The 24,210-nt window shown below is 66.3% G+C and carries 19 protein-coding genes and 2 pseudogenes; 13 read left to right on the top strand and 8 right to left on the bottom strand.

The features are described from left to right. Positions 1–4 precede the first annotated feature (4 nt). The 4 genes from glcE (at position 5) to proC (ending at position 4,149) form a co-directional block, all read left to right on the top strand. Positions 5–1,093, top strand: a complete 1,089-nt coding sequence (glcE, locus tag G5S35_RS02260; protein ID WP_183038795.1) for a glycolate oxidase subunit GlcE — start codon at positions 5–7, stop codon at positions 1,091–1,093. 18 nt (positions 1,094–1,111) lie between these two features. Continuing rightward, entirely contained in the window at positions 1,112–2,341 is a 1,230-nt protein-coding gene (gene glcF / locus G5S35_RS02255) for a glycolate oxidase subunit GlcF (protein ID WP_183038524.1), read from the top strand. A gap of 272 nt (positions 2,342–2,613) precedes the next feature. Further along, on the top strand, positions 2,614–3,312 hold the full coding sequence (locus G5S35_RS02250; RefSeq protein WP_065065174.1) for a YggS family pyridoxal phosphate-dependent enzyme: 699 nt from the start codon (positions 2,614–2,616) through the stop codon (positions 3,310–3,312). A gap of 21 nt (positions 3,313–3,333) precedes the next feature. Further along, a complete protein-coding gene (gene proC, locus G5S35_RS02245) occupies positions 3,334–4,149 on the top strand; it encodes a pyrroline-5-carboxylate reductase (protein ID WP_065065091.1) in 816 nt (271 codons plus the stop codon). 216 nt (positions 4,150–4,365) lie between these two features. Here proC and ubiA read toward each other — a convergent pair whose 3' ends face one another. The 6 genes from ubiA to recG form a co-directional block, all read right to left on the bottom strand. Then, positions 4,366–5,229 (bottom strand): 4-hydroxybenzoate octaprenyltransferase, encoded by an 864-nt coding sequence (gene ubiA, locus G5S35_RS02240; protein ID WP_065065175.1) that lies wholly within the window; start codon positions 5,227–5,229, stop codon positions 4,366–4,368. A 232-nt stretch (positions 5,230–5,461) separates the two neighbouring features. Next, positions 5,462–5,950, bottom strand: coding sequence for a Dps family protein (locus G5S35_RS02235; protein ID WP_065065092.1), 489 nt, complete (start codon positions 5,948–5,950; stop codon positions 5,462–5,464). Positions 5,951–6,117: 167 nt separating this feature from the next. After that, positions 6,118–6,294 (bottom strand): hypothetical protein, encoded by a 177-nt coding sequence (locus tag G5S35_RS02230; protein WP_156773907.1) that lies wholly within the window; start codon positions 6,292–6,294, stop codon positions 6,118–6,120. Positions 6,295–6,440: 146 nt separating this feature from the next. Next, positions 6,441–7,892, bottom strand: a complete 1,452-nt coding sequence (locus G5S35_RS02225; RefSeq protein ID WP_183038523.1) for a catalase — start codon at positions 7,890–7,892, stop codon at positions 6,441–6,443. Between the two features lie 427 nt (positions 7,893–8,319). Continuing rightward, complete coding sequence (locus G5S35_RS02220) at positions 8,320–9,279, bottom strand: hydrogen peroxide-inducible genes activator (protein WP_065065094.1); 960 nt, start codon at positions 9,277–9,279, stop codon at positions 8,320–8,322. Positions 9,280–9,448: 169 nt separating this feature from the next. Then, entirely contained in the window at positions 9,449–11,746 is a 2,298-nt protein-coding gene (recG, locus tag G5S35_RS02215; RefSeq protein ID WP_074981569.1) for an ATP-dependent DNA helicase RecG, read from the bottom strand. A 317-nt stretch (positions 11,747–12,063) separates the two neighbouring features. Here recG and queA point away from each other — a divergent pair, with 317 nt between their 5' ends. The 5 genes from queA to secF all read left to right on the top strand — a co-directional run bounded on the left by queA (position 12,064) and on the right by secF (position 18,311). After that, a complete protein-coding gene (queA, locus tag G5S35_RS02210) occupies positions 12,064–13,125 on the top strand; it encodes a tRNA preQ1(34) S-adenosylmethionine ribosyltransferase-isomerase QueA (RefSeq protein ID WP_183038522.1) in 1,062 nt (353 codons plus the stop codon). A gap of 112 nt (positions 13,126–13,237) precedes the next feature. Then, positions 13,238–14,437 (top strand): tRNA guanosine(34) transglycosylase Tgt, encoded by a 1,200-nt coding sequence (tgt, locus tag G5S35_RS02205; protein ID WP_183038521.1) that lies wholly within the window; start codon positions 13,238–13,240, stop codon positions 14,435–14,437. Between the two features lie 337 nt (positions 14,438–14,774). After that, positions 14,775–15,104 carry a preprotein translocase subunit YajC gene (gene yajC / locus G5S35_RS02200; RefSeq protein WP_065065097.1) on the top strand — a complete coding sequence of 110 codons (330 nt, stop codon included), beginning with the start codon at positions 14,775–14,777 and terminating at the stop codon, positions 15,102–15,104. 186 nt (positions 15,105–15,290) lie between these two features. Further along, on the top strand, positions 15,291–17,345 hold the full coding sequence (secD, locus tag G5S35_RS02195; RefSeq protein WP_065065098.1) for a protein translocase subunit SecD: 2,055 nt from the start codon (positions 15,291–15,293) through the stop codon (positions 17,343–17,345). Positions 17,346–17,360: 15 nt separating this feature from the next. After that, positions 17,361–18,311 (top strand): protein translocase subunit SecF, encoded by a 951-nt coding sequence (secF, locus tag G5S35_RS02190; protein ID WP_065065099.1) that lies wholly within the window; start codon positions 17,361–17,363, stop codon positions 18,309–18,311. A 117-nt stretch (positions 18,312–18,428) separates the two neighbouring features. Here the strand turns inward: secF and G5S35_RS02185 are convergent, their stop codons facing one another. Both G5S35_RS02185 and G5S35_RS02180 read right to left on the bottom strand, forming a co-directional pair. Beyond that, a complete protein-coding gene (locus tag G5S35_RS02185; RefSeq protein ID WP_065065177.1) occupies positions 18,429–18,998 on the bottom strand; it encodes a YceI family protein in 570 nt (189 codons plus the stop codon). A gap of 144 nt (positions 18,999–19,142) precedes the next feature. Then, the gene (locus G5S35_RS02180; RefSeq protein WP_065065178.1) at positions 19,143–19,679 is read right to left on the bottom strand and encodes a YceI family protein; all 537 of its coding nucleotides are present in this window, start codon (positions 19,677–19,679) and stop codon (positions 19,143–19,145) included. A gap of 672 nt (positions 19,680–20,351) precedes the next feature. Between G5S35_RS02180 and G5S35_RS02175 the strand changes: the two are divergent. The 4 genes and pseudogenes from G5S35_RS02175 to G5S35_RS02160 all read left to right on the top strand — a co-directional run. Beyond that, positions 20,352–20,963: pseudogene (locus tag G5S35_RS02175) on the top strand (paraquat-inducible protein A); the annotation flags it as partial. A 311-nt stretch (positions 20,964–21,274) separates the two neighbouring features. Beyond that, positions 21,275–21,940 carry a paraquat-inducible protein A gene (locus G5S35_RS02170; protein ID WP_065065100.1) on the top strand — a complete coding sequence of 222 codons (666 nt, stop codon included), beginning with the start codon at positions 21,275–21,277 and terminating at the stop codon, positions 21,938–21,940. Beyond that, positions 21,933–23,585, top strand: coding sequence for a PqiB family protein (locus tag G5S35_RS02165; protein WP_110325454.1), 1,653 nt, complete (start codon positions 21,933–21,935; stop codon positions 23,583–23,585). The genes G5S35_RS02170 and G5S35_RS02165 overlap by 8 nt, the downstream gene beginning before the upstream one ends. Continuing rightward, a pseudogene (locus G5S35_RS02160) lies at positions 23,582–24,106 on the top strand (PqiC family protein); the annotation flags it as partial. The gene G5S35_RS02165 and the pseudogene G5S35_RS02160, both read left to right, overlap by 4 nt. Between the last annotated feature and the right edge of the window lie 104 nt (positions 24,107–24,210).

The following is a 24,210-nucleotide window of genomic DNA, read 5'->3' as shown; positions in this document are numbered from 1 at the left end:
CGACATGGAAGAAGAGGACATCGTCGCGAGCTGGTCCGAGCGCATTCGCGCGGCGACCGCCGACGGCCAGCCGCTGCGTATTCGCGGCGGCGGCACGAAAGACTGGTATGGCCAGGCGCTCGAAGGCGAGGTGCTCGACACGCGCGCGCACCGCGGGATCGTCGCCTACGATCCCGCCGAACTGGTGGTCACGGCGCGCGCGGGCACGCCGCTGCTGGAGATCGAACAGACACTGGCGGCGCGCGGCCAGATGCTGGCGTTCGAGCCGCCCCACTTCGGCACCCAGGCCACGCTCGGCGGCTGCGTTGCCGCGGGCCTCGCCGGGCCCCGGCGTGCTGCGGCAGGCGCGGCGCGCGACTTCGTGCTGGGCGCCGAGGTCATGAACGGCCACGGCGAGGTGCTGCACTTCGGCGGCCAGGTCGTAAAGAACGTGGCGGGCTACGACGTGGCGCGGCTCATGGCGGGGTCGCTCGGCACGCTCGGCCTCATGCTCGAACTCTCGGTCAAGGTACTGCCGGTGCCGCAGGCCGAAACCACGCTGCGCTTCGACATGAACGGCACCGACGCCGTGCGCAAGCTCAACGAATGGGGCGGCCGCCCGCTGCCGATGACGGCCAGCGCCTGGCGCAACGGCACGCTGGCCGTGCGTCTGGCGGGCGCCGAAGCCGCCGTGAAGTCCGCGCGCACCGCGCTCGGCGGCGAGGTGGTGGACGCCGTGGAAGCCGAACGCTTCTGGGCGGGCCTGCGCGAGCAAACCGACCCGTTTTTCGCCTCCATCGCGCCCAATGCCGCGCTCTGGCGTCTCGCACTGCCCTCGATCGCCGAGCCGCTGCAATTGCCCGGCGCGCAGTTGATGGAATGGGGCGGCGCGCAGCGCTGGTGGATTACCGAAACCGACGCGCAGACGGTCCGCATCACCGCCAAGCAGGCGGGCGGCCACGCCACGATGTTCCGCACCGGGCACGAGTACGACCGCAGCGCGGGCGTGTTCACGCCCCTGCCCGCGCCACTGATGAAGATCCATCGCGGCCTGAAAGCCGCGTTCGACCCGGCCCGCATCTTCAATCGCGGCCGCCTGTATTCCGACTTCTGACCTGACCATCACGCGGCGATGCAGACGAACCTCGCGGACTTCATTCGCAACACCCCCGACGGCGACGAAGCCGACGCGATCCTGCGCAAGTGCGTGCATTGCGGCTTCTGCACCGCGACCTGCCCGACGTACCAGTTGCTCGGCGACGAACTCGACGGCCCGCGCGGGCGCATCTATCTGATGAAACAGATGGTGGAAGGCGCGACGGTCTCGAAAAGCACGCTCACGCACCTCGACCGCTGCCTCACCTGCCGCAGTTGCGAGACGACCTGCCCCTCGGGCGTGCAGTACGGCCGGCTCGTGGAAATCGGCCGCAAGCTCGCCGAAGAGCGCGTGCCGCGCCCGCTGCGCCAGCGTCTGACCCGGCGTTTTCTGGCGGGCTTCCTGCCGCGCCGCATGCTGTTTTCGCCGGCCATGCGCTTCGCCCAGCAAGTGCGCGCCCTGCTGCCGCGACGGCTGCGCGACAAGGTGCCGGTGCGCCAGCGCCCGCTCGCCTGGCCGACCGCGAAACACGCCCGCAAGATGCTGATGCTCGCCGGTTGCGTGCAGCCTTCGATGATGCCCAACATCAACGTGGCCACGGCGCGCGTGCTCGACGCGCTGGGCATCGAAACCGTGGTGGCCCCGCAGGCGGGCTGCTGCGGCGCGATCCGTCTGCACATGGGTTACGCCGACGACGCCCTGAACGACGTGCGCGCGAACATCGACGCCTGGTGGCCGCATATCGAGCAAGGCGTGGAGGCGATCGTGATGAACGCCTCCGGCTGCGGCGCGACGGTCAAGGAATACGCGCACCTGATGCGCCACGACCCCGTCTACGCGGAGAAGGCGCGGCGGGTTGCGGAACTCACGCGCGACCTGGCCGAGATCCTGCCGCCATTCGAGGACCAGTTGCTCGCGGCCACGCGGCGGCGCGGCATTCATACCGTGGCGTACCACCCGCCCTGCGCGCTGCAACACGGCCAGCAGTTGCGCGGCGGCGTGGAGCACGTGCTGCGCGCGCTCGGGCTCGACGTGCGTCTGCCCGTGGACAATCACCTGTGCTGCGGCTCCGCGGGCACCTATTCGATCACGCAGCCGCGCCTCTCGTACACACTGCGCAATCAGAAGGTGGATCGGCTCAAGGCGCTGGAGCCGCAACTGATCGTCTCGGCCAACATTGGCTGTATCGCACACCTGCAAAGCGGCACGGCGATTCCGGTCACGCACTGGATTGAGTTGATCGAACATATGCTGGCGGCGAATTGAAGCCGGCAAGGCGCCGGACGTCGAAAAAACACGTCCCAGCGTAGCGATTCGCCGATCGCGCCAACAGTCGGCCGGATGGCGTAGGAGCCAATCCGTCAGGGCTCGCGACGCCGATGCGCACCGTCAGAAATTGCCCCCCGCATGACGCCGAAAAAGCCCTACGTCTTTCGGCGGAGGTTTCGCGGCCCGGCGCAGTCCGTATAATTGCCTTCGTTCGTTTCATGTGCGCCGTAACGGCCGCGGGCAGCGCTGCGCGGCCGGCCTCCAATCCGATGACCGATCTCGTCCACAACCTCGAAGCCGTCCATGAGCGCATCGCCGCCGCCGCCCGCAGTGCGGGGCGCGCGCCGGAATCCGTTGCGCTGCTCGCGGTGTCGAAAACCTTCCCCGCCGACGACGTGCGCGCCGCGCACGCCGCCGGTCAGCGTGCGTTCGGCGAGAACTACGTGCAGGAAGCGGTGGACAAGATCGAGGCGCTCGCGGACCTGCGCGCGAGCCTCGAATGGCATTTCATCGGGCCGCTGCAATCGAACAAGACGCGGCCCGTGGCCGAGCGTTTCGACTGGGTCCATTCGATCGATCGACTGAAGATCGCCCAGCGCCTGTCGGAACAGCGACCCGCGGGCATGCCGCCGCTCAACGTGTGCCTGCAGGTCAACGTGAGCGGCGAAGCTTCCAAGAGCGGTACCGCGCCGGAGGAAGCCGTACAAATCGCACACGCCATCGCCGCGTTGCCCAACCTGCGCCTGCGCGGGTTGATGTCCATTCCCGAGCCGGCTGAAACGCCCGAGGCGCAACGTGCGCCGCACCGGCAGCTGCGCGAGCTGTTCGACGCGCTGCGCGCCGACGGCCTCGCGCTCGACACGCTCTCCATGGGCATGTCGGCCGACCTCGAAGCGGCCGTGCTCGAAGGCGCCACGATCGTGCGCGTCGGCACCGCGATCTTTGGCGGGCGCGATTATTCTCACTGATTCAAGTACGCACTCCACACCATGAAAATTGCCTTCATCGGCGGCGGCAACATGGCCGCCGCACTCATCGGCGGTCTGATCCGCAAGGGCGTTCCCGCCGCCAACCTGTATGCGATCGATCCGAACGAGGACGCCCGCAAGCGCAGCGAGGAACAGTTCGGCGTGCGCACCGGCGCGGGCGCCGACGCGGCGCTGGCCGACTACGACGCCATCCTGCTCGCGGTGAAGCCGCAGATCGCCAAGGTCGTCGCCGAATCGCTCGCCCCGCATCTGGGCGCGCATCAGGTCGTCATCAGCATTCTCGCGGGCATCCGCATCGAAGATCTGTCGCGCTGGCTCAAGGGCCACACGCGCATCGTGCGCACGATGCCCAACACGCCCGCGCTGATCGGCATGGGCGCGACCGGTCTCGTCGCGAGCGGCGGCGTGGACGCGGCGGGCCGCGAACTCGCCTCGAACGTGCTGGGCGCCGTCGGCCAGACCGTCTGGTTCGACGACGAGAGCAAGATCGACGCCGTCACGGCCATCTCGGGCAGCGGTCCGGCCTACGTGTTCTATTTCATCGAAGCGCTCGAGGAAGCCGCCCGCCAGCTCGGCATGGACGAGCAGCAAGGCCGCGCGCTCGCCATCGCCACGTTCGCGGGCGCGGCGCAACTCGCGCTGCAGTCGGATGAAACGCCCGCGGTGCTGCGCGAGCGTGTCACGTCCAAGGGCGGCACCACGGCGGCGGCGCTCGCGTCGTTCGACGCCTCGGCCGTGAAGGACGCCATCGTGCGCGGCGCACTGGCCGCCGACGCGCGTGCGAAGGAAATGGGCGAAGAGTTCGGCAAGCAGTAAGCCGCACGAGCCGCAGGCGCGGCGGTGGGAAGTCGCGGTCGCGCGGCGTCTCGCCGTGCGTCGCGGTGTTTGCCATGTGGTCGCGCGGTGTTTGCCACGTGTTCACCACGTCGCGCATCGCGCGTCATGCGTGATTCGCCGCGCCAACCGGCAGCGCAAAGAAAAAGCGCCTCGAATTTCGAGGCGCTTTTTTTACACTCGCAACGTGCGTCGCGCTTACGAACCGGCCACGAGGTAATGCGCGGCGATGCCCACGAACAGCACGCCGCCGAGCCAGTTGTTGTGACGGAACGCGGCGAAGCACGCCATGCGCTCGCGGTGCTGGATAAGCGTGTAGTGATAGATCGCGCAGCCCACGGCCGCCGCCCAGCCGAGCCAGTAAAGCCAGCCGAATTGCAGCGTCATGCCCACCCACACGTAGATGCCGAGCGTGACCGCATAGCAGAGCATGATTGCGAACACGTCGTAGCGGCCGAACGTGAGCGCCGAGGTGCGAATGCCGATCTTGATGTCGTCGTCGCGGTCGACCATCGCGTACTCGGTGTCGTAGGCCACCGACCAGAACACGTTCGCGATCAGCATGATCCATGCGAGCGCAGGCACGTGGTCCTGAATCGCGGCGAAGGCCATCGGAATGCCGAAACCGAACGCAATGCCCAGATACGCCTGTGGAATCGCGAAAAAGCGCTTGGTGAACGGATAGGACGCGGCCACGAACAGCGCCACCACTGAAAGCTGCTTCGTGAGCCCGTTGAGCGGCAGGATCAGCAGAAACGAGACGATCGCGAGTCCGGCGGCGATTGCCACCGCTTCCCACGCGCGGATGCGGCCCGAGGTGATCGGCCGTTCGGCGGTGCGTTTGACGTGACGGTCGAAATCGCGGTCGGCGTAATCGTTGATCGCGCAGCCCGCCGAGCGCATCAGCACCGTGCCCACCGTGAAGATCACGAGCAGCGAGAGCGAAGGATGGCCGTTCGAGGCGATCCACAGCGCGTTGAGCGTCGGCCACAGCAGCAACAGGCTGCCGATCGGCTTGTCCATGCGGACGAGCCGCAGATAGAGCGGGAGTCGGGCGAACATGATGGGAGCGCAAAAAACGATGCCGCTATTGTAGGCCACGGCGGCGACGCTTCGCCGCGAGTTCATCATCGGCGCGCGCGGGAAATCGGGCGCGATGCGTCCGCGAAGCCGCGCTCGCACGCCCTCGAACACGCACCGTCAATGAAAAAGCCCGCCGGATCAACCAGCGGGCTTTGTGTCCCGGCATCGGCGCGTGGCGCTTTAACCGGGAATCATGCACATCAACCGTGTATCAAGCCAGCAGCGAACGCAGCATCCACGCGGTCTTTTCATGCGTCTGCATGCGCTGCGTGAGCAGGTCGGCGGTCGGCTCGTCGTTGGCGGCTTCCGTTGCCGGGAAGATCGCGCGCGCGGTGCGCACCACGGCTTCCTGGCCTTCCACGAGCTGGCGGATCATGTCTTCGGCGGCCGGCACTCCGTCGGCTTCCGGAATCGACGAGAGCTTCGCGAAGTCCTTGTAGCTGCCCGGCGCGTGCACGCCCAGCGCGCGGATGCGCTCGGCGATCGCGTCGACGGCCAGCGCCAGTTCGTTGTACTGCCCTTCGAACATCAGGTGCAGCGTATTGAACATCGGACCCGTGACGTTCCAGTGGAAGTTGTGCGTCTTCAGATACAGCGTGTAGGTGTCCGCGAGCAGGCGCGAAAGACCGTCCGCGATCTTCTTGCGATCCTTGTCGCTGATGCCGATATTCACGTGCTGCACAGCAGATTTCTTGGCCATGACGACTCCTATTTATAGCAGTGAGACTTCCGGTCGCTGGCGTCGCGTTCGCCTCGATACCGCAGGCGCCCCGCAAACGCTCGATCGGGCGTCAGTGTAGCGTAAAACCCAAGGGCATCCGGCCCCAAGGTCGGACAAGGCACAAGCAGCGCGTGTTCCCGGCGTCGTCAGCGCGCGACGAAATGCGCCAGAGCCTGTGCGGCGATCGCTACGAGCGTGCTCGTCAAGATGCCGTAGCTCACCACGCGGCGCACGAACTGCGTGCCCTGCGCGCGCGTGCGCGCCATCTCGGCGCCGCGTCCCGCGCCGACGGTCTTGAGCGTCATCGTCATCGTTCTGGTCATGATCCTGCTCCTTTGCTTGAGGCTCGCGGCCTCGTCCTCGGTTCCTGCGGCGCGGATGATGGGCGCGGCGGGACGTCGATACGCCCCGCCGCTGCTTTCAGCACCACTCCGTGCACTACTCCCTGATTTACCTGCCTTTTATCGCTTTACTTCGACTTCGCTTCCGCGAGCGCCGCCATCGCGGCGATCACGCCTTCCGCGTAAGCCGGATCGGCACGGCGGAAATGTTCGAGCTGCACCTGCACGATCTCCGACGGCACGCCAGCGATATGCCGCGCGATGTTCGCGAAGAGACGCTCGCGCTGACCGGCGTCGAACAGGCGGAACAGCGCGCCCGGCTGGCTGTAGTAATCGCCGTCCTCGCGATGATCGTAGTGATCGACCGCACCGGCCGCGAGCGGCGGCTCGCCTGCGCCGGGACGCTGCGCGAAGTCGCCGAAACGGTTCGGCTCGTAATTCACGTTGCCGCCGAGATTGCCGTCGGTGCGCATCGCGCCATCACGGTGATACGAGTGGAACGGGCAGCGCGGCGCGTTCACGGGAATCTGGTGATGGTTCACGCCGAGGCGGTAACGCTGCGTGTCGCCGTACGAGAACAGGCGGCCCTGCAACAGACGATCCGGCGAGAAGCTGATGCCCGGCACCACGTTCGCGGGCGTGAACGCAGCCTGCTCGACGTCGGCGAAATAGTTCTCCGGATTGCGGTTCAGTTCGATCGTGCCCACGTCGATCAGCGGGTAATCCTTGTGCGGCCACACCTTCGTGATGTCGAACGGGTTGTACGGCACCTTCGCGGCATCGGCTTCCGGCATCACCTGCACGCGGAAATGCCACTTCGGGAAATTGCCCTTCTCGATCTCGTTGAACAGATCGCGCTGCGCCGATTCGCGGTCCTGCGCCACCACTTGCGCGGCTTCGGCGTCGGTGTAGTTCTCCACGCCCTGCGCCGACTTGAAGTGGAACTTCACGTAGAAGCGCTCGTTGTTCGCGTTGATGAACGAGAACGTGTGCGAACCGAAGCCGTGCTGCTGGCGATAGTTCTTCGGAATGCCGCGATCGCTCATGAGGATCGTCACCTGATGCAGCGATTCCGGATGACGCGACCAGAAGTCCCACGCCGCCACGTTGCTGCGCATGTTGGTGCGCGGATCGCGTTTTTGCGTGTGGATGAAGTCCGGGAACTTGAGCGGATCGCGGATAAAGAACACCGGCGTGTTATTGCCGACGATGTCCCAGTTGCCCTCTTCCGTGTAGAACTTGATCGAGAAACCGCGCACGTCTCGCTCGGCGTCGGCGGCGCCGCGCTCGCCTGCAACCGTCGAGAAGCGGATGAAGAGCGGCGTTTCCTTGCCGACTTCGCCGAACACCTTCGCCTTCGTGAAGTGCGAAATGTCGTGCGTGACCTTGAGCGTGCCGAACGCGCCCGAGCCCTTGGCATGCACGCGACGCTCGGGAATTACTTCGCGGTCGAAATGCGCGAGCTTTTCGAGCAGCCAGACGTCCTGGAGCATCACGGGGCCGCGCGGGCCGGCGGTCTGCGAATTCTGGTTATCGACGACGGGGGCGCCTGCGGCCGAGGTGAGAGTGCGTTCGGTCATCCTGGACTCCTGGGTTTCGTGGGGATTGAGGCGTACAGCCAATTGCGGGGATTCGATGCGGCGCGGAATTCGATGCGGCGGATATTCAGGCCGATTCAGGCCGACAGCGCGCGGTCGACGAGCAGCGAAAACGCGACGGTGCGCAAACTCGACGCAACGCGCGACGGTGCGTGGTTGACAGCGGACGTGTTGAGCTGGTTTTGCATCGCTTCCTCCGGTTGATCGTGTTGGGGATCGGTTGAGGAAACTGTATCAAACGCTATTGATGGTGATAATTTGATTTATTTAATCTATCGAATAGACTGAGTTTATTGGGGTCGCAAGGCGTGTCGGAATTGAGGAATGGGAGCGCGGACGAATGCCTACGCGGAGGGAGGAAAACGCCGCGCCCTATGTCAGGGTGCGGCGCGACAACGGAAGGAAAGCGTTAGACCGCCTCGACCGGCGCTTCGATCTTCTTCACGCCGGGCAGTTCGCAGGCATGAATCGCATCGACGATCGCTTCGATCGCGGGCATGCGCGTGAAGCTCTTGCGCCATGCCAGCACGACGCGGCGATCGGGCACGGGTTCGTCGAACGGCACGTACGAAAGCAGGCCCGAATCGACGCCGCCCGCATGCGGCTTGACCTCGGTCACCGACATACGCGGCAGCACCGTAATGCCCACGCCGCTCGCGACCATATGACGGATGGTTTCCAGCGACGAGCCCTCGAAGGTCTTCTGGATGCCGTCCGCGTTCTGCGAGAAGCGCATCAGTTCCGGACACACGCCGAGCACGTGGTCGCGGAAGCAATGACCGCTGCCGAGCAGCAGCATGGTTTCCTGCTTGAGATCGTCCGGATCGATCTTCGGGCGCTTTTCCCACGCATGGCCCGAAGGCAACGCGACCACGAACGGTTCGTCGTAGAGCGGACGCAGCGTGAGGCCCGTTTCCGGGAACGGCAGCGCCATGATGGCCACGTCGATCTCGCCCTGCTTGAGCAACTCGATCAGCTTGAGCGTGTAGTTCTCCTGCAGCATCAGCGGCATCTGCGGGACGCGCTTGATCATCTGCTTGACGAGCGTGGGCAACAGATACGGCCCGATGGTGTAGATCACGCCGAGGCGCAGCGGCCCAATCAGCGGGTCCTTGCCCTGCTTGGCGATTTCCTTGATGGCGAGCGTCTGCTCCAGCACGCGCTGCGCCTGCGTGACGATCTGCTCGCCGATTGGCGTGACGCTCACCTCGCTCGTGCCACGCTCGAAAATCTGCACGTTGAGTTCGTCTTCAAGCTTCTTGATCGCCACCGACAGCGTCGGCTGGCTCACGAAGCAGGCTTCCGCGGCCCGTCCGAAGTGGCGCTCGCGAGCAACCGCGACGATGTATTTCAATTCAGTGAGCGTCATTTCTAGGGACCAATCAAAAAGGGTGAATCAATAGTTTGTACTTATACACCTATGGCGGCGATTCGCCAATAATCAACGCCCCTATGCGGGGCGGGATCACGAACAGGGTCAGACGGCGAGAACGCGCGCAGGTTCCGCGCGCGTGCCGTCAGCATGAGAAATGATCTGTTTACGCCTTCAGATACTGCTCGCGCGCACCCAGCCAGCGGTTCAGATGCTGCGTGACCACGTGCGGATACTCGTGCAGCAGGCGTTCGGCCGCGTCGCGGGCCGGGTCGATCAGCCAGGTGTCGGTTTCGAGATTGGCGAAGCGCAGCATGGCCGCGCCCGACTGGCGCGCGCCGAGAAACTCGCCGGGGCCGCGAATTTCGAGGTCGCGGCGCGCGATCTCGAAACCGTCGGTGGTTTCGCGCATGGTTTGCAGACGCGCGCGGCCCGTGGGCGACAGCGGCCCGGTGTAAAGCAGCACGCAGACCGACGCCGCCGTGCCGCGCCCCACCCGCCCGCGCAACTGGTGAAGCTGGGCGAGACCGAAGCGCTCGGCGTGCTCGATCACCATCAGCGACGCATTGGGCACGTCCACGCCCACTTCGATCACCGTCGTCGCCACCAGCAACTGCACTTCGTTGCGCGAGAAGCCGTCCATCACGGCCGCCTTGTCCGCCGACGCGAGGCGCCCGTGCACGAGCCCGACGGTCAGTTCGGGCAGCGCGGCCACGAGCGTTTCGTAGGTCTCCACCGCCGTCTGCAACTGCAGCGTCTCGCTTTCCTCGATCAGCGGACACACCCAGTACACCTGACGCCCCGTGAGCGCCGCCGCGCGCACGCGCGCGATCACTTCCTCGCGGCGCGCGTCGGAGACGAGCTTGGTCAGAATCGGCGTGCGGCCAGGCGGCAGTTCGTCGATGGTCGACACGTCGAGGTCGGCGTAATAGGTCATCGCCAGCGTGCGCGGGATCGGCGTCGCGGTCATCATCAACTGATGCGGCTGGAACTCGCGTTTCGCGTCGTCCGGCGACTTCGCGTTCTGCGCCTTCGCGCGCAAGGCAAGGCGCTGCTCCACGCCGAAGCGATGCTGTTCGTCGACGATCACGAGACCGAGGCGCGCGAATTCCACGGCGTCCTGAATGATCGCGTGCGTGCCGATCACGAGCTGCGCGGTGCCGAGCGCGGCGGCTTCGAGCGCGGCGCGCTTTTCCTTCGCCTTGAGGCTGCCCGAGAGCCACGCCACCTGCACGCCGAGCGGTTCGAGCCAGCCGCGCAGCTTGCGCGCGTGCTGCTCCGCGAGGATTTCAGTGGGCGCCATGAGCGCGGCCTGATAACCGGCGTCGATGGCCTGAGCCGCCGCGAGCGCCGCGACCACGGTCTTGCCCGCGCCCACGTCGCCTTGCAGCAGGCGCTGCATCGGATGCGGCTGTTCGAGATCGTGCGCGATTTCGCCCACCACGCGTTCCTGCGCGTTCGTCAGCGTAAACGGCAGTTGTTCGCGCAGACGCGCGAGCAGCGTGGTCTCGCTCTTGCGGCCCGCGACGTGGCGCGGCATGGCGGGCGCGGCGCGCGTGCGGCGCTCCTCGTGCGCGCGCTTGAGCGAGAGCTGCTGCGCGAGCAGTTCGTCGAACTTGATGCGCGTCCAGGCGGGGTGCGTGCCGTCGATCAGCGCGTGCTCGTCGGCGTTGATGGGCGGATGGTGCAGCGTGCGCACCGCGTCCATCAGGCCGGGCAGATCGAGCGGCGCCATGAACTCGCGCGCGACGGATTCCGGCAGCAGTTCGGGCAGATGCGCGCGCGACAGCGCGTTGTCGATGGCCTTGCGCAGATACGCCTGGCTCACGCCCGCCGTCGACGGATAGACCGGCGTGAGCGCCTGCGGCAGCGGCGCGTCGCCTTCCACGACCTTCACGGCCGGATGCACCATCTCCATGCCGAAGAAGCCGCCGCGCACGTCGCCGCGCACGCGCAGGCGCTTGCCGACGGCCATCTGCGTGACCTGCGAGCCGTAGAAGTTCAGGAAGCGCAGATGCAGTTCGTCGCCGTTGTGGTCGCGCAGTTTGACGACGAGCTGGCGGCGCGGCCGATACGCGACTTCGTTGTCGAACACCACGCCTTCGGTCTGCGAGACGCCGCCGGGCAGCAGCTCGCCGATGGGCGTGAGCGTGGTTTCGTCCTCGTAGCGCATGGGCAGATGCAGCACGAGGTCGATGTCGCTGCGCAGGCCGAGTTTGGCGAGCTTGTCGGCGGTTTTGGCGAGCTTGGGTTTGTCCTTCTCTTTTGCGCTTTCTTTCGCGCTTTCCTTCGCCTTCGCTTTCGCGTCGTCTTCCGCCGGTTTCGCGGCGCTTTTCTTCGCGGCCGCGCGCTTGCGCGGCGCGGGCGCGTCCGCCGTTTCGTCGCGCGCGTCCGCACGCGGGTCGTCGTGCGGGACGCTCGCGGGATCGGCTTCGGACATCATTCGACTAACGGACGAGGGCATGGGCGGCTTCGCAAGTACAATATCGGCTTTCCGGTCAGGCGCGGCGCATCGGCGCGACTGCCTGCCGTGCAGGCCGCCTCGTCGTGCGTACCCCCGCAATCATAGCGTTTCAGGGCGCGCGGGCAGACAGTCCGGGCGCTTTTTTGGGGCGCGAGCGGGCCGCCCGGGCGAGTTCCGGGTACGTTCCAGGTGCGTTCCGAACGTGTTCCCGGCGCACTCCGGGCGCGGCACAGACCGCCGCAACAACCGCTTTTCACCGCCGCGCGCCGCACCGTCGGCGTAGTGCCGTTTGGCGCATTTCCGTTTCATCAGGCCGCATGTTCAAGCTTTCCGATTTCGATTTCGATCTTCCCGAAGCACTGATCGCGCAGATCGCCCTGCCCGAGCGCAGCGCGAGCCGCCTTCTGGAAGTGGACAATTCCGTCCAGCCCGCCCGGCTGACCGACCGCACCGTCGCGGATCTGCCCGCGTGCATCGCGCCCGGCGATCTGCTGGTGTTCAACGATACCAAGGTGCTGAAGGCGCGTTTCTTCGGCCAGAAGGCCAGCGGCGGCAAGATCGAGGTGCTCGTCGAGCGCCTGACCGGCGCGCGCACGGCGCTCGCGCAGATCCGCGCGAGCAAGAGCCCGGCGCCCGGCACCACGCTGCGTCTGGCCGACGCCTTCGACGTGACGGTGGGCGAGCGCGTCGAGCCGTTCTACACGCTGCACTTCCCCGACGACTGCCTCACGCTGATCGAGCAGTTCGGCCGTCTGCCGCTGCCGCCGTACATCACGCACGACGCCGACGCCGGCGACGAAACCCGCTACCAGACCGTGTTCGCGCAGAATCCGGGCGCGGTGGCCGCGCCCACGGCGGGCCTGCACTTCGACGACGCGCTGTTCGCGAAGCTCGACGCCCAGGGCGTGGAGCGCGCAACGCTCACGCTGCACGTCGGCGCGGGCACGTTCCAGCCGGTGCGCGTGGAAAACATCGCCGATCACACGATGCACAGCGAGTGGTATCAACTGCCGCAATCGCTCGTCGACAAGATCGCCGCCACGCGCGCGCGCGGTGGCCGCGTGATCGCCGTGGGCACGACCTCGATGCGCGCGCTCGAAGCCGCCGCGCGCGACGCCGAGCGCGAAGGCCGCCCGCTCGCGGCCACCCAGGCCGAAACCGACATCTTCATCACGCCGGGCTATCCGTTCCGCGTGGTGGACCGGCTCGTGACGAACTTCCACCTGCCGAAATCGACGCTGCTGATGCTGGTGTCCGCGTTCGCGGGCATCGAAACGATTCGTGCGGCGTATCGTCACGCCATCGCCGAGCGTTATCGCTTCTTCAGCTACGGCGACGCCATGCTGCTCACGCGCACCGCAGACGCGCTCAAGGCATAAAGCCAGGCATTAAAGCCGCCACCGTTCCCCGCCGCCGCGCGCGTCAAACGTCGCGCGGCGGCGCATCACCATCCGCGCCGGACTGTTTTCCGGTTGCACAGGAGTCAAACGCATGACCGACGGTCAGCAAAGCAACGCACGCGCCGAACACGGCGCCTATCTGGGCGAACGCCCGCAAAACGGCCTGAAATTCGAACTGCTCGGCACCGACGGCCTCGCGCGCCGCGGCCGCGTCACGCTCAATCACGGCGTGGTCGAAACGCCGATCTTCATGCCCGTGGGCACCTACGGCACCGTCAAGGCGACCCAGCCGCGCGAGCTGGAGGAAATGAAGGCGCAGATCATCCTCGGCAACACCTTCCACCTCTGGCTGCGTCCGGGTCTGGAAACCATCGAAGCGCACGGCGGCCTGCACCGCTTCATGGGCTGGAACCGGCCGATCCTCACCGATTCGGGCGGCTTCCAGGTGTTCTCGCTCGGCGACCTGCGCAAGATTTCCGAAGACGGCGTGCGCTTCGCCTCGCCCGTGAACGGCGACAAGCTGTTCCTCTCGCCCGAAGTGTCGATGCAGATCCAGAAGGTGCTGAACTCGGACATCGTCATGCAGTTCGACGAATGCACGCCTTACGCGACCAACGGCGTGCCGACCACGCACAAGGAAGCCGCCGACTCCATGCGCATGTCGATGCGCTGGGCGCAGCGCTCGATCGACGAGTTCAACCGCCTCGGCAACCCGAACGCGCTGTTCGGCATCGTGCAGGGCGGCATGTTCGAGGATCTGCGCGACGAATCGCTCGCCGGTCTGTCGCAGATGCCGTTCCACGGCTACGCGATCGGCGGGCTCTCGGTGGGCGAGCCGAAGGAAGACATGATGCGCGTGCTCCAGCACGTCGCGCCGAAGCTGCCCGCCGACAAGCCGCACTACCTGATGGGGGTGGGCACGCCGGAAGATCTGGTGGCGGGCGTGGCCGCGGGCGTCGACATGTTCGACTGCGTGATGCCGACCCGCAACGCGCGCAACGGCTGGATCTTCACGCGTTTCGGCGACATCAAGATCCGCAACGCCACGCACAAGAACTCGCTGCGTCCGCTCGACGAGCAGTGCGGCTGCTACACCTGCCGCCACTTCACGCGCGGTTATCTGCATCACCTGCACCGCGTGGGCGAGATTCTCGGCGCGCAGCTCAACACGATCCACAACCTGCATTACTACCTGGAACTGATGAGCGAGATGCGCACGGCGATCGAGACGAAGACCTTCGAGGCCTTCCGTCAGCGTTTCGCCGAAAACCGCGCGCGCGGGGTGGACTGAGTCTGATCGACTCTGATCGAGCCCCGATCGGGTCCCGATCGCAGCGCCGGCGCGCGCTTTCGAAGGTTTCCGATCGCGCGCGACGGCGAGTGCCGTCAGACTTTACAATTACCTTTCGCGACAGCGCCGCCCAGGCGGGCAAATCGCCGTTCGGGCCGCCCTGCACCGGTCGCACCCGCGCAACCCATGCTTCGCGCAGCGGGGCAACCAGGTGTTAACAGCTTGATCGGAAAGCCCATTTGGCGTCGTCGTCGCGTATTAAGCCGGTGGTAGAATAATCGGCTCGCTTTTTGATCGTACCTTTGATCGTAGTGATCGTATAAACGGAGAGACCAACGTGTCGTTCATTTCCAATGCCTTCGCCCAAGGCTCCGCAGCCGGCGGCGCAGAATCCAGCCTGATGAGCTTCCTGCCGCTGATTCTGATGTTCGCCGTGCTGTACTTCATCATGATCCGTCCGCAGATGAAGCGCCAGAAGGAACACCGCAACATGCTCGCCGCCATGGCCAAGGGCGACGAAGTCATCATCAGCGGCGGTATCGTCGGCAAGGTCACCAAAGTCAGCGAAGCCTATGTGGGCGTCGAAATCTCCGACGGCACGGAAGTCACCGTGCAAAAGTCGTCGGTTACGACCATCCTGCCGAAGGGCACGATCAAGTCGCTGTAAGCGCCAGACGATCGATCACCCCGTCGATCACTTCAGGCCGTGGCTGAGTCCGCGGTCTGGTGCGTCCGGCCCGGCCCCCTGCATCACCCTGAGGCGCGCTGAAGCGCCTCGCGCGGGGCGGCAAGCGGGCCTTGCCGGACGCGCTCGCATCGAGATGGCCATCCCCCTCCCCCGTTGGGCCAACCAATGAACCGTTATCCCCTCTGGAAATATGTCGTGATGCTGGTGGCGCTAGTCATCGGCCTCGTGTACACATTGCCCAATTTCTTCGGCGAAGCGCCCGCGGTCCAGGTGTCGAGCGGTAAAGCCACCGTGAAGCTCGACTCCGGCACGCTCGCGCAGGTCGAAGCCGCAGTGGCGGCGGCCAACATCAAGGCCGACGACGTCACCTTCGACAACTCGTCGATGAACGCGAACATTCGCGTGCGCGTGGCCGACACCGACACCCAGCTGCGCCTCAAGGACGCGCTGAACAAGGCGCTGAACGCCGACCCGAGCGATCCGCAGTACATCGTCGCGCTGAACCTGCAGAGCGCCTCGCCGCGCTGGCTGACGGCGCTGCACGCGCTGCCGATGTACCTCGGTCTGGACCTGCGCGGCGGCGTGCACTTCCTGCTCCAGGTCGACATGAACGGCGCGCTCAACAAGAAGCTCGACTCCGACGCTTCGGACGCCCGCACGCTTCTGCGCGACAAGAATATCCGCGACGGCGGCGTGAACCGCGTCGGCCAGAGCGTCGTGATCAATTTCGCCGATCCGGCCGTCGCCGACCAGGCGAGCAAGCTGCTGTCGGGCACCGGCGGCATCAGCGAACTCGTGTGGGCCACGCAGAACGCGCCGGAAGGCGGCGTGCAGCTCGTCGGCACCTTCACGCCGGCGGTCAAGAAGGCCGTGCAGGACGCCGCGCTCAAGCAGAACATCCAGACGCTGCATAACCGCGTGAACGAACTGGGCGTGTCCGAGCCCGTGATCCAGCAGCAAGGCGACGACCGCATCGTGGTCGAACTGCCGGGCGTGCAGGACACCGCGAAGGCGAAGGACATCATCGGCCGCACGGCGACGCTCGAAGCGCGCCTCGCCGACCCGAACGGTCTGCATCCGAATCCGGGCGACCCCGTGCCGCCGGGCGACGAGCTGTTCACGCAAGGCAACGCCGCGCCGGTGCTGCTGCGCAAGGCCGTGATCTTCACGGGCGACCGCATCATCGACGCGTCGGCGGGCTTCGACGAGCATCAGCGTCCGTCGGTCAACATCCGTCTCGACTCGGCGGGCGGCCGCGCGGTGCGCAGCGTCTCGCGCGACAACATCGGCAAGCCGATGGCGATGGTGCTGTTCGAAAAGGGCAAGGGCGAAGTGCTGACGGTGGCCACGATCCAGTCGGAACTGGGCGACCGCTTCCAGATCACGGGCCAGCCCACGCCGCAAGCCGCCGCCGACCTCGCGCTGCTGCTGCGCGCCGGTTCGCTCGCGGCGCCGATGGACATCATCGAAGAACGCACGGTCGGTCCGAGCCTTGGCGCGGACAACATCCGCAAGGGCTTCGACTCGGTGGTCTACGGCTTCGCCGCGATCGCCGTGTTCATGATCGCGTACTACATGCTGTTCGGCATGATCTCCATGATCGGCCTGTCGGTGAACCTGCTGCTGCTGGTGGCCGTGCTCTCGATGATGCAGGCCACGCTCACGCTGCCGGGCATTGCCGCTATCGCGCTCGCGCTCGGTATGGCGATCGACGCGAACGTGCTGATCAACGAGCGCGTGCGTGAAGAACTGCGCAACGGCGCGCCGCCGCAACTGGCCATCCAGAACGGCTACGCGCACGCCTGGGCGACGATTCTCGACTCGAACGTCACCACGCTGATCGCCGGTCTCGCGCTGCTCGCGTTCGGCTCGGGCCCGGTGCGCGGCTTCGCGATCGTGCACTGTATCGGCATCCTGACCTCGATGTTCTCGGCCGTGTTCTTCTCGCGCGGTCTCGTGAATCTCTGGTACGGCGGCAAGAAGAAGCTCAAGTCGCTGGCCGTCGGTCAGGTGTGGCGTCCGGAACCGGAAGCGGCGGGCGCGCCCGCACTCTCCGACGCGGACACCGACACCGACACGGGCCGTGCGCTCGCCAGCAACACCGCCAGCGCAGCCAAGCGCGAATCGGCCAAGGCCGGCGCGAAGGGCGCCGCACGCGGCAAGCCCACCGTGCGCCGCCGCAATGCGAGCGGCCCGGACAACACCGGCTCGTCCCGCTGATACGGAGACTAGAAAATGGAATTTTTCCGCATCCGCAAAGACATCCCGTTCATGAAGCACGCGTTGATCTTCAACGCGATCTCCTTCATTACGTTCATCGCGGCGGTGTTCTTCCTGTTCCACCGCGGCCTGCATCTGTCGATCGAATTCACGGGCGGCACGGTCATCGAAGTGCAGTACCCGCAGGCGGTGCCGCTCGAACCGGTGCGTGACTCGCTCGGCAAGATCGGTTACGGCGACGCCCAGGTGCAGAACTTCGGCACCTCGCGCGACGTGCTGATCCGCCTGCCGATCAAGCAGGGCCTCTCCTCGGCGCAGCAAAGCGACCAGGTAATGAACACCCTCAAGGCCGACAATCCGCAAGTGCTGCTGCAGCGCGTGGAGTTCGTCGGTCCGCAGGTGGGCAAGGAACTCGCCACCGACGGCCTGCTCGCGCTCGCGTGCGTGGTCGTCGGCATCATCATCTATCTGTCGTTCCGCTTCGAGTGGAAATACGCCGTGGCCGGCGTGATCGCCAACCTGCACGACGTGGTGATCATTCTCGGCTTCTTCGCGTTCTTCCAGTGGGAGTTCTCGCTCTCGGTGCTCGCGGCGGTGCTGGCGGTGCTCGGTTATTCGGTTAACGAATCGGTCGTTATCTTCGACCGGATTCGCGAGACCTTCCGCCGCGAACGCAAGATGAGCGTGGTGCAGGTCATCAACCACGCGATCACGAGCACGATGTCGCGAACCATCATCACCCACGGCTGTACGGAAATGATGGTGCTGTCGATGTTCTTCTTCGGCGGTCCGACGCTGCATTACTTCGCGCTGGCGCTGACGGTGGGTATTCTGTTCGGTATCTACTCGTCGGTGTTCGTGGCCGCTTCGCTTTCGATGTGGCTCGGCGTGAAGCGCGAGGACCTCATCAAGGAAAAGAAGGACAAGTTCGATCCGAACGATCCGAACGCCGGCGCGCAGGTTTAAGTCACACCTGCGCCGCGTTCCCTCGAACGCAGACGGACAAAAAAAGCCCCGCGAATCTCGCGGGGCTTTTTTCTTTTTGCGCTTCTTTTTGCGCCCGTGAAGCGTAAAGCGCGGCGCTTACTGCTTGATGCCTTCGGCCTGGATGTGCAGCTTCGTCTCCATCTTGAAGCCGTATTTCTTGCCCATGTCCATGCCGAACGCGTCGCGGTCGAACTCGGCTTCGGCTTCCACGCCGCACACTTCGCGCTTGAGCATCGGGTGCTGCATGCACTTGAACGATTCGATCTCGAGCTTGAGCGGCTTCGTCACGCCGTGCAGCGTGAGCGTGCCGATCACTTCCTTGGGCGTGTCGCCGTCGAACACGATCTGCGTGCCCTTGTAGGTGGCGGTGGGATATTTCGCGACGTCGAAGAACTCCTCGCCGCGCAGATGCTTGTCGAGTTCCGTGTTGCCCGTCTGCACCGAAGCCGGGTCGATCGTCACGTCGACCGTGCCGGTCTTGCCCGCGCGGTCGAGCGTGACCGTGCCCGTGGTCTTCGTGAACTTGCCGCGCCACACCGAGAGGCCGCCGAAGTGGTCGGACTCAAAGCTCGGGTAGGTGTGGTTCGGATCGAGCTGATACACGTCGGCGGCGTGCGCGAGCGAGGCGGTGAGGACCAGCGCGACGGCGGCGGCCGCTTTCGGCAAGGCGTGCTTAGTGGCGTGCTTCGTGGCGTGCTTCGCTACATACTTCGCGGCGTACTTTGCGTTGTGCAAGGCGTTCTTGTTCAAGTGCGTCTCCTGAGTCGGCAACGTCATGGAAAAGAAACGCGCCGCCGCGTGCGTTGCCCCCTACCGGTGCGCGACGACGATATGAAACTTGATCAGCACTTCGTCCGCGACGGTCGACGTGTCCTTCCACTGGCCCGTGCCGATGCCGAACGCCAGACGGTGGATCGGCAAGGTGCCGTCGAACGTCTGCGTGCCGCCCTGCTGCGTGAGCACGACGGGCGCCGTCACGGGCTGCGTGCGGCCCTTGATGGTCAGGTTGCCGCTCACGCTGTACTGGTTCGGCCCGGTCGAGGTGATCGACGTGGACACAAAAGTGGCCTGCGGATACGCCTTCGCGTCGAACCACTCGGGACCGCGCACCGAATCGTTGTACGTCGGGCTGCCGAGGTCGTAGCTGCCGGTATCGACGGTGATGCGCGCCGTGCCGCCCGCGGGCTTCGCCGGATCGAAGGCGATCTGCGCGTCGAACTTCATGAAGCGCCCTTCGACCGGCACGTTCATCTGCCGCGAGATCGCCACGAGTGTGCTCCTGTCGGCGTCGATCTGCGCGAACGCCGCGCCGCCGGGCACGAGCGCCGTCAATAGCGTGCAGACCATGCCAATCAGCACCGTGCCCCACCGCGCGACCGGCGCGACCGGCACCCGAACCGCCCTCGCCCTGCCCGCCAGCGGGCCCCGTCGCCGCCTCCCGCTGACTAAACGCGCCAGCCCGGACAATCCTTCCATGATCTTCCCCGATGCGGGCGCCGGTCTCCTCCGACAATGACGCCCGCCGCCCGCGCGAGCCCCGAGGAGGGAGGGCCGTCGAATCGGCCTCTCAGCTGCAAAGATAGCCTATGCGCGTGACTGCAAACATCTGCGGATAGAGAATAGCGCGGCTAGCCGCGCACTCGCGCCCGGCGTGGCATCGCCCGGCGCCGCGCAGCCGGCATGCGCGGCCATGCTGGCTCGCGCGCATCGGCGGCGCAAACGTGGCACACTCCTCGCCCGTCATGCAGCCCGGATCGCCGGGGCGGTCGAGCGGGTCGCCGGAATGGCCGCAAGGGCCCGGCCCGCAAATTGCTACAGCTTGCCGATGCTCGCGCCGAAAGGCCGCCTACGTGCTGTTGCCCGCTGTCCAGACGCTACCCGCGCACGCCGCGCAAGCAAACGCGCGCGTCAGGTGCCCTTTGGTAACATGGCCAGGCGCGCCGCGCGTGTCGCGTTGCCATGCTGCCGTTCGGCCCGCGCTGCATGTCCCGTTCACGTCGTTTTGCGCCACCTGCCCGCATGGCCCAGGAAAAACTGATCGCGTGTCACGAATGCGACGCGCTCTACCGCAAACCTCGCCTGCTCGGGCGTGAAACCGCGCGCTGCACGCGCTGCGGCGCCACGCTCTATCACAGCGCCTCGTCGCAGCTCGACCGCATCTGCGCGATCACGATCGCCGCGCTGCTCACCTTCATCATCGCGCAGTCGTTTCCGATCATCGAACTCGACGCCAACGGCATCACCACGGAATCGAGCCTGTTCGGCGCGCTCGTGGTGCTGTGGAACGAGGACATGCAGATCGTCGCGGTGATGGTCTTTTGCGCAACCATCCTTTTCCCGCTCACCGAAATGGTGGCGCTGCTCTACGTGCTGCTGCCGATCCGGCGCGGCTTCATCCCGCCCGGCTTCGATCTCGTGCTGCGCGCGATCCAGTTCGTGCGGCCCTGGGGCATGCTCGAAGTGTTCATGCTCGGCGTGCTGATCACGATCGTGAAGATGGTCAGCCTCGCGCGCGTGATTCCGGAGACGGCGCTATTCGCGTTCGGCGCGCTCACGCTGATGTTCACCGTGGTCGTGACGTTCGATTCGCGCACGCTCTGGGATATCGCCGACGCCCTGCGCGAAAGCGCGCTCGCCGCGCGCCGCGGCCGCTCGGGTCCGGCGGCAGAGGGCGGCGCGAACGGCGGTCCGGGCCTGCCTGGCGGTAACGGAGGGAACGGCGGCCACGGCGGCAACGACGGGCTGGACACGCCCGCCACCCCGCACACGGCCGACGGCCACGACATCGACCCGCGCGGGCTGCTCGATCCGGGCGTGCCCTCGGTGCTCGCGCACGTCGCCGGATCCGACGCGCTCGCCGATCCGGAAATTCGCGGCACCGCGCGCGACGCCGGGCAAGACGCGCCACCCGACACCCCGCCCGCCCGTCCCGAGGGTTCGCGATGAAAAAATACCTCACCGCCGCCGACGCCGGCCTGATCTCCTGCCACGCCTGCGGCCACGTCCAGCCGTTGCAGCGCGGCATCGCGCATCCGCGCTGCCTGCGCTGCCACTCGCCGCTGCACACGCGCCACCCGGACAGCCTGATGCGCACCTGGGCGCTGCTGATCGCCGCCGCGTTGCTCTACATTCCGGCCAACATCCTGCCGGTCATGCACACGGCCTCGCTCGTCGGCGACGAGGACGACACCATCATGAGCGGCGTCGTCTACTTCTGGACCTCGGGCGACGCGCCGCTCGCCGTAATCGTGTTCATCGCCAGTATTCTGGTGCCCATGCTCAAGCTGTCGGTGCTCGGGCTGCTCTGCTTCACCTCGCAGCGCCGCTCCACGTGGCGTCCCGCCGAGCGCACCAAACTCTACCGGCTGGTCGAATTCATCGGCCGCTGGTCGATGCTGGACGTCTTCGTTGTCACCCTGACCGTGGCGCTGGTACGCTTCCAGTCACTTGCGGTGATCACGGCGGGCCCTGGCGCCATCGCGTTCGGCTCGGTCGTGATCCTGACGATGATCGCGTCGATGCAGTTCGATCCGCGCCTCATCTGGGATCCGGTGGACGAAGACAAGCAACAACCCACGCAACACTCTCAGGATCACCCACATGAATAGTCCGAAAGGACCGACCCCGGCCCCCGGCGGGGCGGGTTCCGGCGGCGGCGGCTTGCCGCCCGACCTGCCCGAACCGGACATCGTCAAACCCCGGCGCTGGCTGCCCTCGCTCGTCTGGATCGTGCCGCTCATCGCGGCGCTGATCGGCGTGGCGCTCGTGGTGAAGTCGGTGGCCACCCGCGGGCCCACCATCACCATCAGCTTCATGAGCGCCGAAGGCCTCGAACCCGGCAAGACCAAGGTCAAGTACAAGGACGTCGATATCGGTTCGGTGCGCGCCATCAAGCTCTCGCCGAACCTCTCGCGCGTGCTCGTGACCGTCGAACTCACCAAGGATGCCGAAGACTTCGCCAAGAAGGACAGCCGCTTCTGGGTGGTGCGTCCGCGCGTGGGCGCGAGCGGCGTCTCGGGCCTCGGCACGCTGCTCTCGGGCTCGTACATCGGCGCCGACGCGGGCCGTTCGGAAGAAACCGCCAGCGACTTCACCGGACTGGAAACGCCGCCCGCCGTCACCATCGACGAAAAAGGCCACCGCTACACGCTGCACAGCGAAAACCTCGGCTCGCTCGATATCGGCACGCCGATCTTCTATCGCCGCATCCAGGTCGGCCAGGTCACGGGCTATTCGCTCGACAAGGACGGCACGGGCGTGACCGTGCAGGTGTTCGTCAGCGCGCCGTACGACCAGTACGTCGGCACCAATACGCGCTGGTGGCATGCGAGCGGGGTGAACGTGCAGCTCGATTCGAGCGGCTTCAAGGTCAACACGCAGTCGCTCGCGACGGTCGTGACGGGCGGTCTCGCCTTCCAGGCGCCGCCGGGTCAGGCGATGGGTCCGCAGGCGCCCGACGCCGCGACCTTCACGCTCGCCTCCGACGAAAGCGAAGCGATGCGCGAGCCGGACGGCGCGCCGGTGCGCGTGGTCATGTACTTCAACCAGTCGCTGCGCGGCCTCGCCGTGGGCGCGACCGTGGACTTCCGCGGCATCGTGCTCGGCCAGGTGACCGATATCGGCATCGAATACGATCCCAAGGAGCACAACTTCACCATGCCGGTGACGATGGATCTGTATCCGCTGCGCCTGTCGCGCCGCACGCGCGGCGAAGCGCCCGCGCCGCATACGCCGCAGAGCCACGAACTGATCAAGCGGCTCGTCTCGCGCGGCCTGCGCGGCCAGTTGCGCACCGGCAACCTGATCACCGGCCAGCTCTACATCGCGCTCGACATCTTCCCGAAGGCCGGTCCGGCCAAGGCGGATCTCGACCGCGACCCGATGGAGCTGCCGACGGTGCCGAACTCGCTCGAAGAGCTGCAGCTTCAGGTGGCCGACATCGCCAAGAAGCTCGATCAGATTCCGTTCGACAAGATCGGCAACAACCTGAACGAATCGCTCAAGAGCGCGAACCAGCTGTTCGGTCAGGTCAACGACCAGCTTCTGCCGCAGATGCGCGGCACGCTGGACGAGGCGCAGAAGACCTTCAGCGCCGCCCAGTCCACCTTGCAGCAGGATTCGCCGCTGCAATCGGACGTGCATCAGGCGCTGCAGGAACTGACGCGCACGCTGCAATCGCTCAACGCGCTCTCGGATTACCTCGAGCGCCATCCCGAATCGCTGCTGCGCGGCAAATCAGGAGACAAGCCATGACGTATCGCCGGCGCCCGCTCCGGCGCCTTGCCGCCCTTGCTGCCCTCGCCGCGCTGTCGGCGCTGGCGGGCTGCGCCTCGCCCAGCAGCCACTTCTACACGCTGAGTCCGACCGACGACGCGGCGCGGACCCAGCCCGCCGCCGCGACGAACGGCAATCCGGCGTGGCTGATCGAACTCGCGCCCGTCGACGTGCCGCCGCAGGTCGCGAAGGCGCAGTTCGTGGTGCAGACCGACGCCACCCAGGTGCGCGTGCTCGAACAGGAACGCTGGGCGTCGATGCCCGGCGACGAGATCCGCCGCGCGCTGTCGGGCGACCTCACGCAGCAGTTGAACACGATCGACGTGTACGGCTCGCCGCATCCCGAAGGCGTGCCGGTCTATCGCGTGAGCGTGAACGTGCAGCGCTTCGAATCGTGGCCGGGCTCGCATGCGCTGATCGACGCGGTCTGGAGCGTGCGCTCGCTCGACTCCCAGACCGTCATGACTTGCCGCAGCGTGCTCAACGAACCGGTCGGCGACGGCTACGACGCGCTCGTGGTCGGCCACCGGCGCGCCGTCGCATCGCTCTCGCAGGCCATTTCGAGCGGCGTGCGCGCGCTCGCGGCCACGCCGCGGGTGACGGG

It is taken from the genome of Paraburkholderia tropica (assembly GCF_014171495.1).
GTDB lineage: Bacteria > Pseudomonadota > Gammaproteobacteria > Burkholderiales > Burkholderiaceae > Paraburkholderia > Paraburkholderia tropica.
This window is presented reverse-complemented; position numbering and strand designations above follow the sequence as displayed.

What these genes read in the sequence shown, in the direction of transcription:
- glcE (WP_183038795.1), top strand. Translation starts at nt 5, where the DNA reads ATGGAAGAAGAGGACATCGTCGCGAGCTGGTCCGAGCGCATTCGCGCG.
- glcF (WP_183038524.1), top strand. Translation starts at nt 1,112, where the DNA reads ATGCAGACGAACCTCGCGGACTTCATTCGCAACACCCCCGACGGCGAC.
- G5S35_RS02250 (WP_065065174.1), top strand. Translation starts at nt 2,614, where the DNA reads ATGACCGATCTCGTCCACAACCTCGAAGCCGTCCATGAGCGCATCGCC.
- proC (WP_065065091.1), top strand. Translation starts at nt 3,334, where the DNA reads ATGAAAATTGCCTTCATCGGCGGCGGCAACATGGCCGCCGCACTCATC.
- ubiA (WP_065065175.1), bottom strand. Translation starts at nt 5,229, where the DNA reads ATGTTCGCCCGACTCCCGCTCTATCTGCGGCTCGTCCGCATGGACAAG.
- G5S35_RS02235 (WP_065065092.1), bottom strand. Translation starts at nt 5,950, where the DNA reads ATGGCCAAGAAATCTGCTGTGCAGCACGTGAATATCGGCATCAGCGAC.
- G5S35_RS02230 (WP_156773907.1), bottom strand. Translation starts at nt 6,294, where the DNA reads ATGACCAGAACGATGACGATGACGCTCAAGACCGTCGGCGCGGGACGC.
- G5S35_RS02225 (WP_183038523.1), bottom strand. Translation starts at nt 7,892, where the DNA reads ATGACCGAACGCACTCTCACCTCGGCCGCAGGCGCCCCCGTCGTCGAT.
- G5S35_RS02220 (WP_065065094.1), bottom strand. Translation starts at nt 9,279, where the DNA reads ATGACGCTCACTGAATTGAAATACATCGTCGCGGTTGCTCGCGAGCGC.
- recG (WP_074981569.1), bottom strand. Translation starts at nt 11,746, where the DNA reads ATGCCCTCGTCCGTTAGTCGAATGATGTCCGAAGCCGATCCCGCGAGC.
- queA (WP_183038522.1), top strand. Translation starts at nt 12,064, where the DNA reads ATGTTCAAGCTTTCCGATTTCGATTTCGATCTTCCCGAAGCACTGATC.
- tgt (WP_183038521.1), top strand. Translation starts at nt 13,238, where the DNA reads ATGACCGACGGTCAGCAAAGCAACGCACGCGCCGAACACGGCGCCTAT.
- secD (WP_065065098.1), top strand. Translation starts at nt 15,291, where the DNA reads ATGAACCGTTATCCCCTCTGGAAATATGTCGTGATGCTGGTGGCGCTA.
- secF (WP_065065099.1), top strand. Translation starts at nt 17,361, where the DNA reads ATGGAATTTTTCCGCATCCGCAAAGACATCCCGTTCATGAAGCACGCG.
- G5S35_RS02180 (WP_065065178.1), bottom strand. Translation starts at nt 19,679, where the DNA reads ATGGTCTGCACGCTATTGACGGCGCTCGTGCCCGGCGGCGCGGCGTTC.
- G5S35_RS02170 (WP_065065100.1), top strand. Translation starts at nt 21,275, where the DNA reads ATGAAAAAATACCTCACCGCCGCCGACGCCGGCCTGATCTCCTGCCAC.
- G5S35_RS02165 (WP_110325454.1), top strand. Translation starts at nt 21,933, where the DNA reads ATGAATAGTCCGAAAGGACCGACCCCGGCCCCCGGCGGGGCGGGTTCC.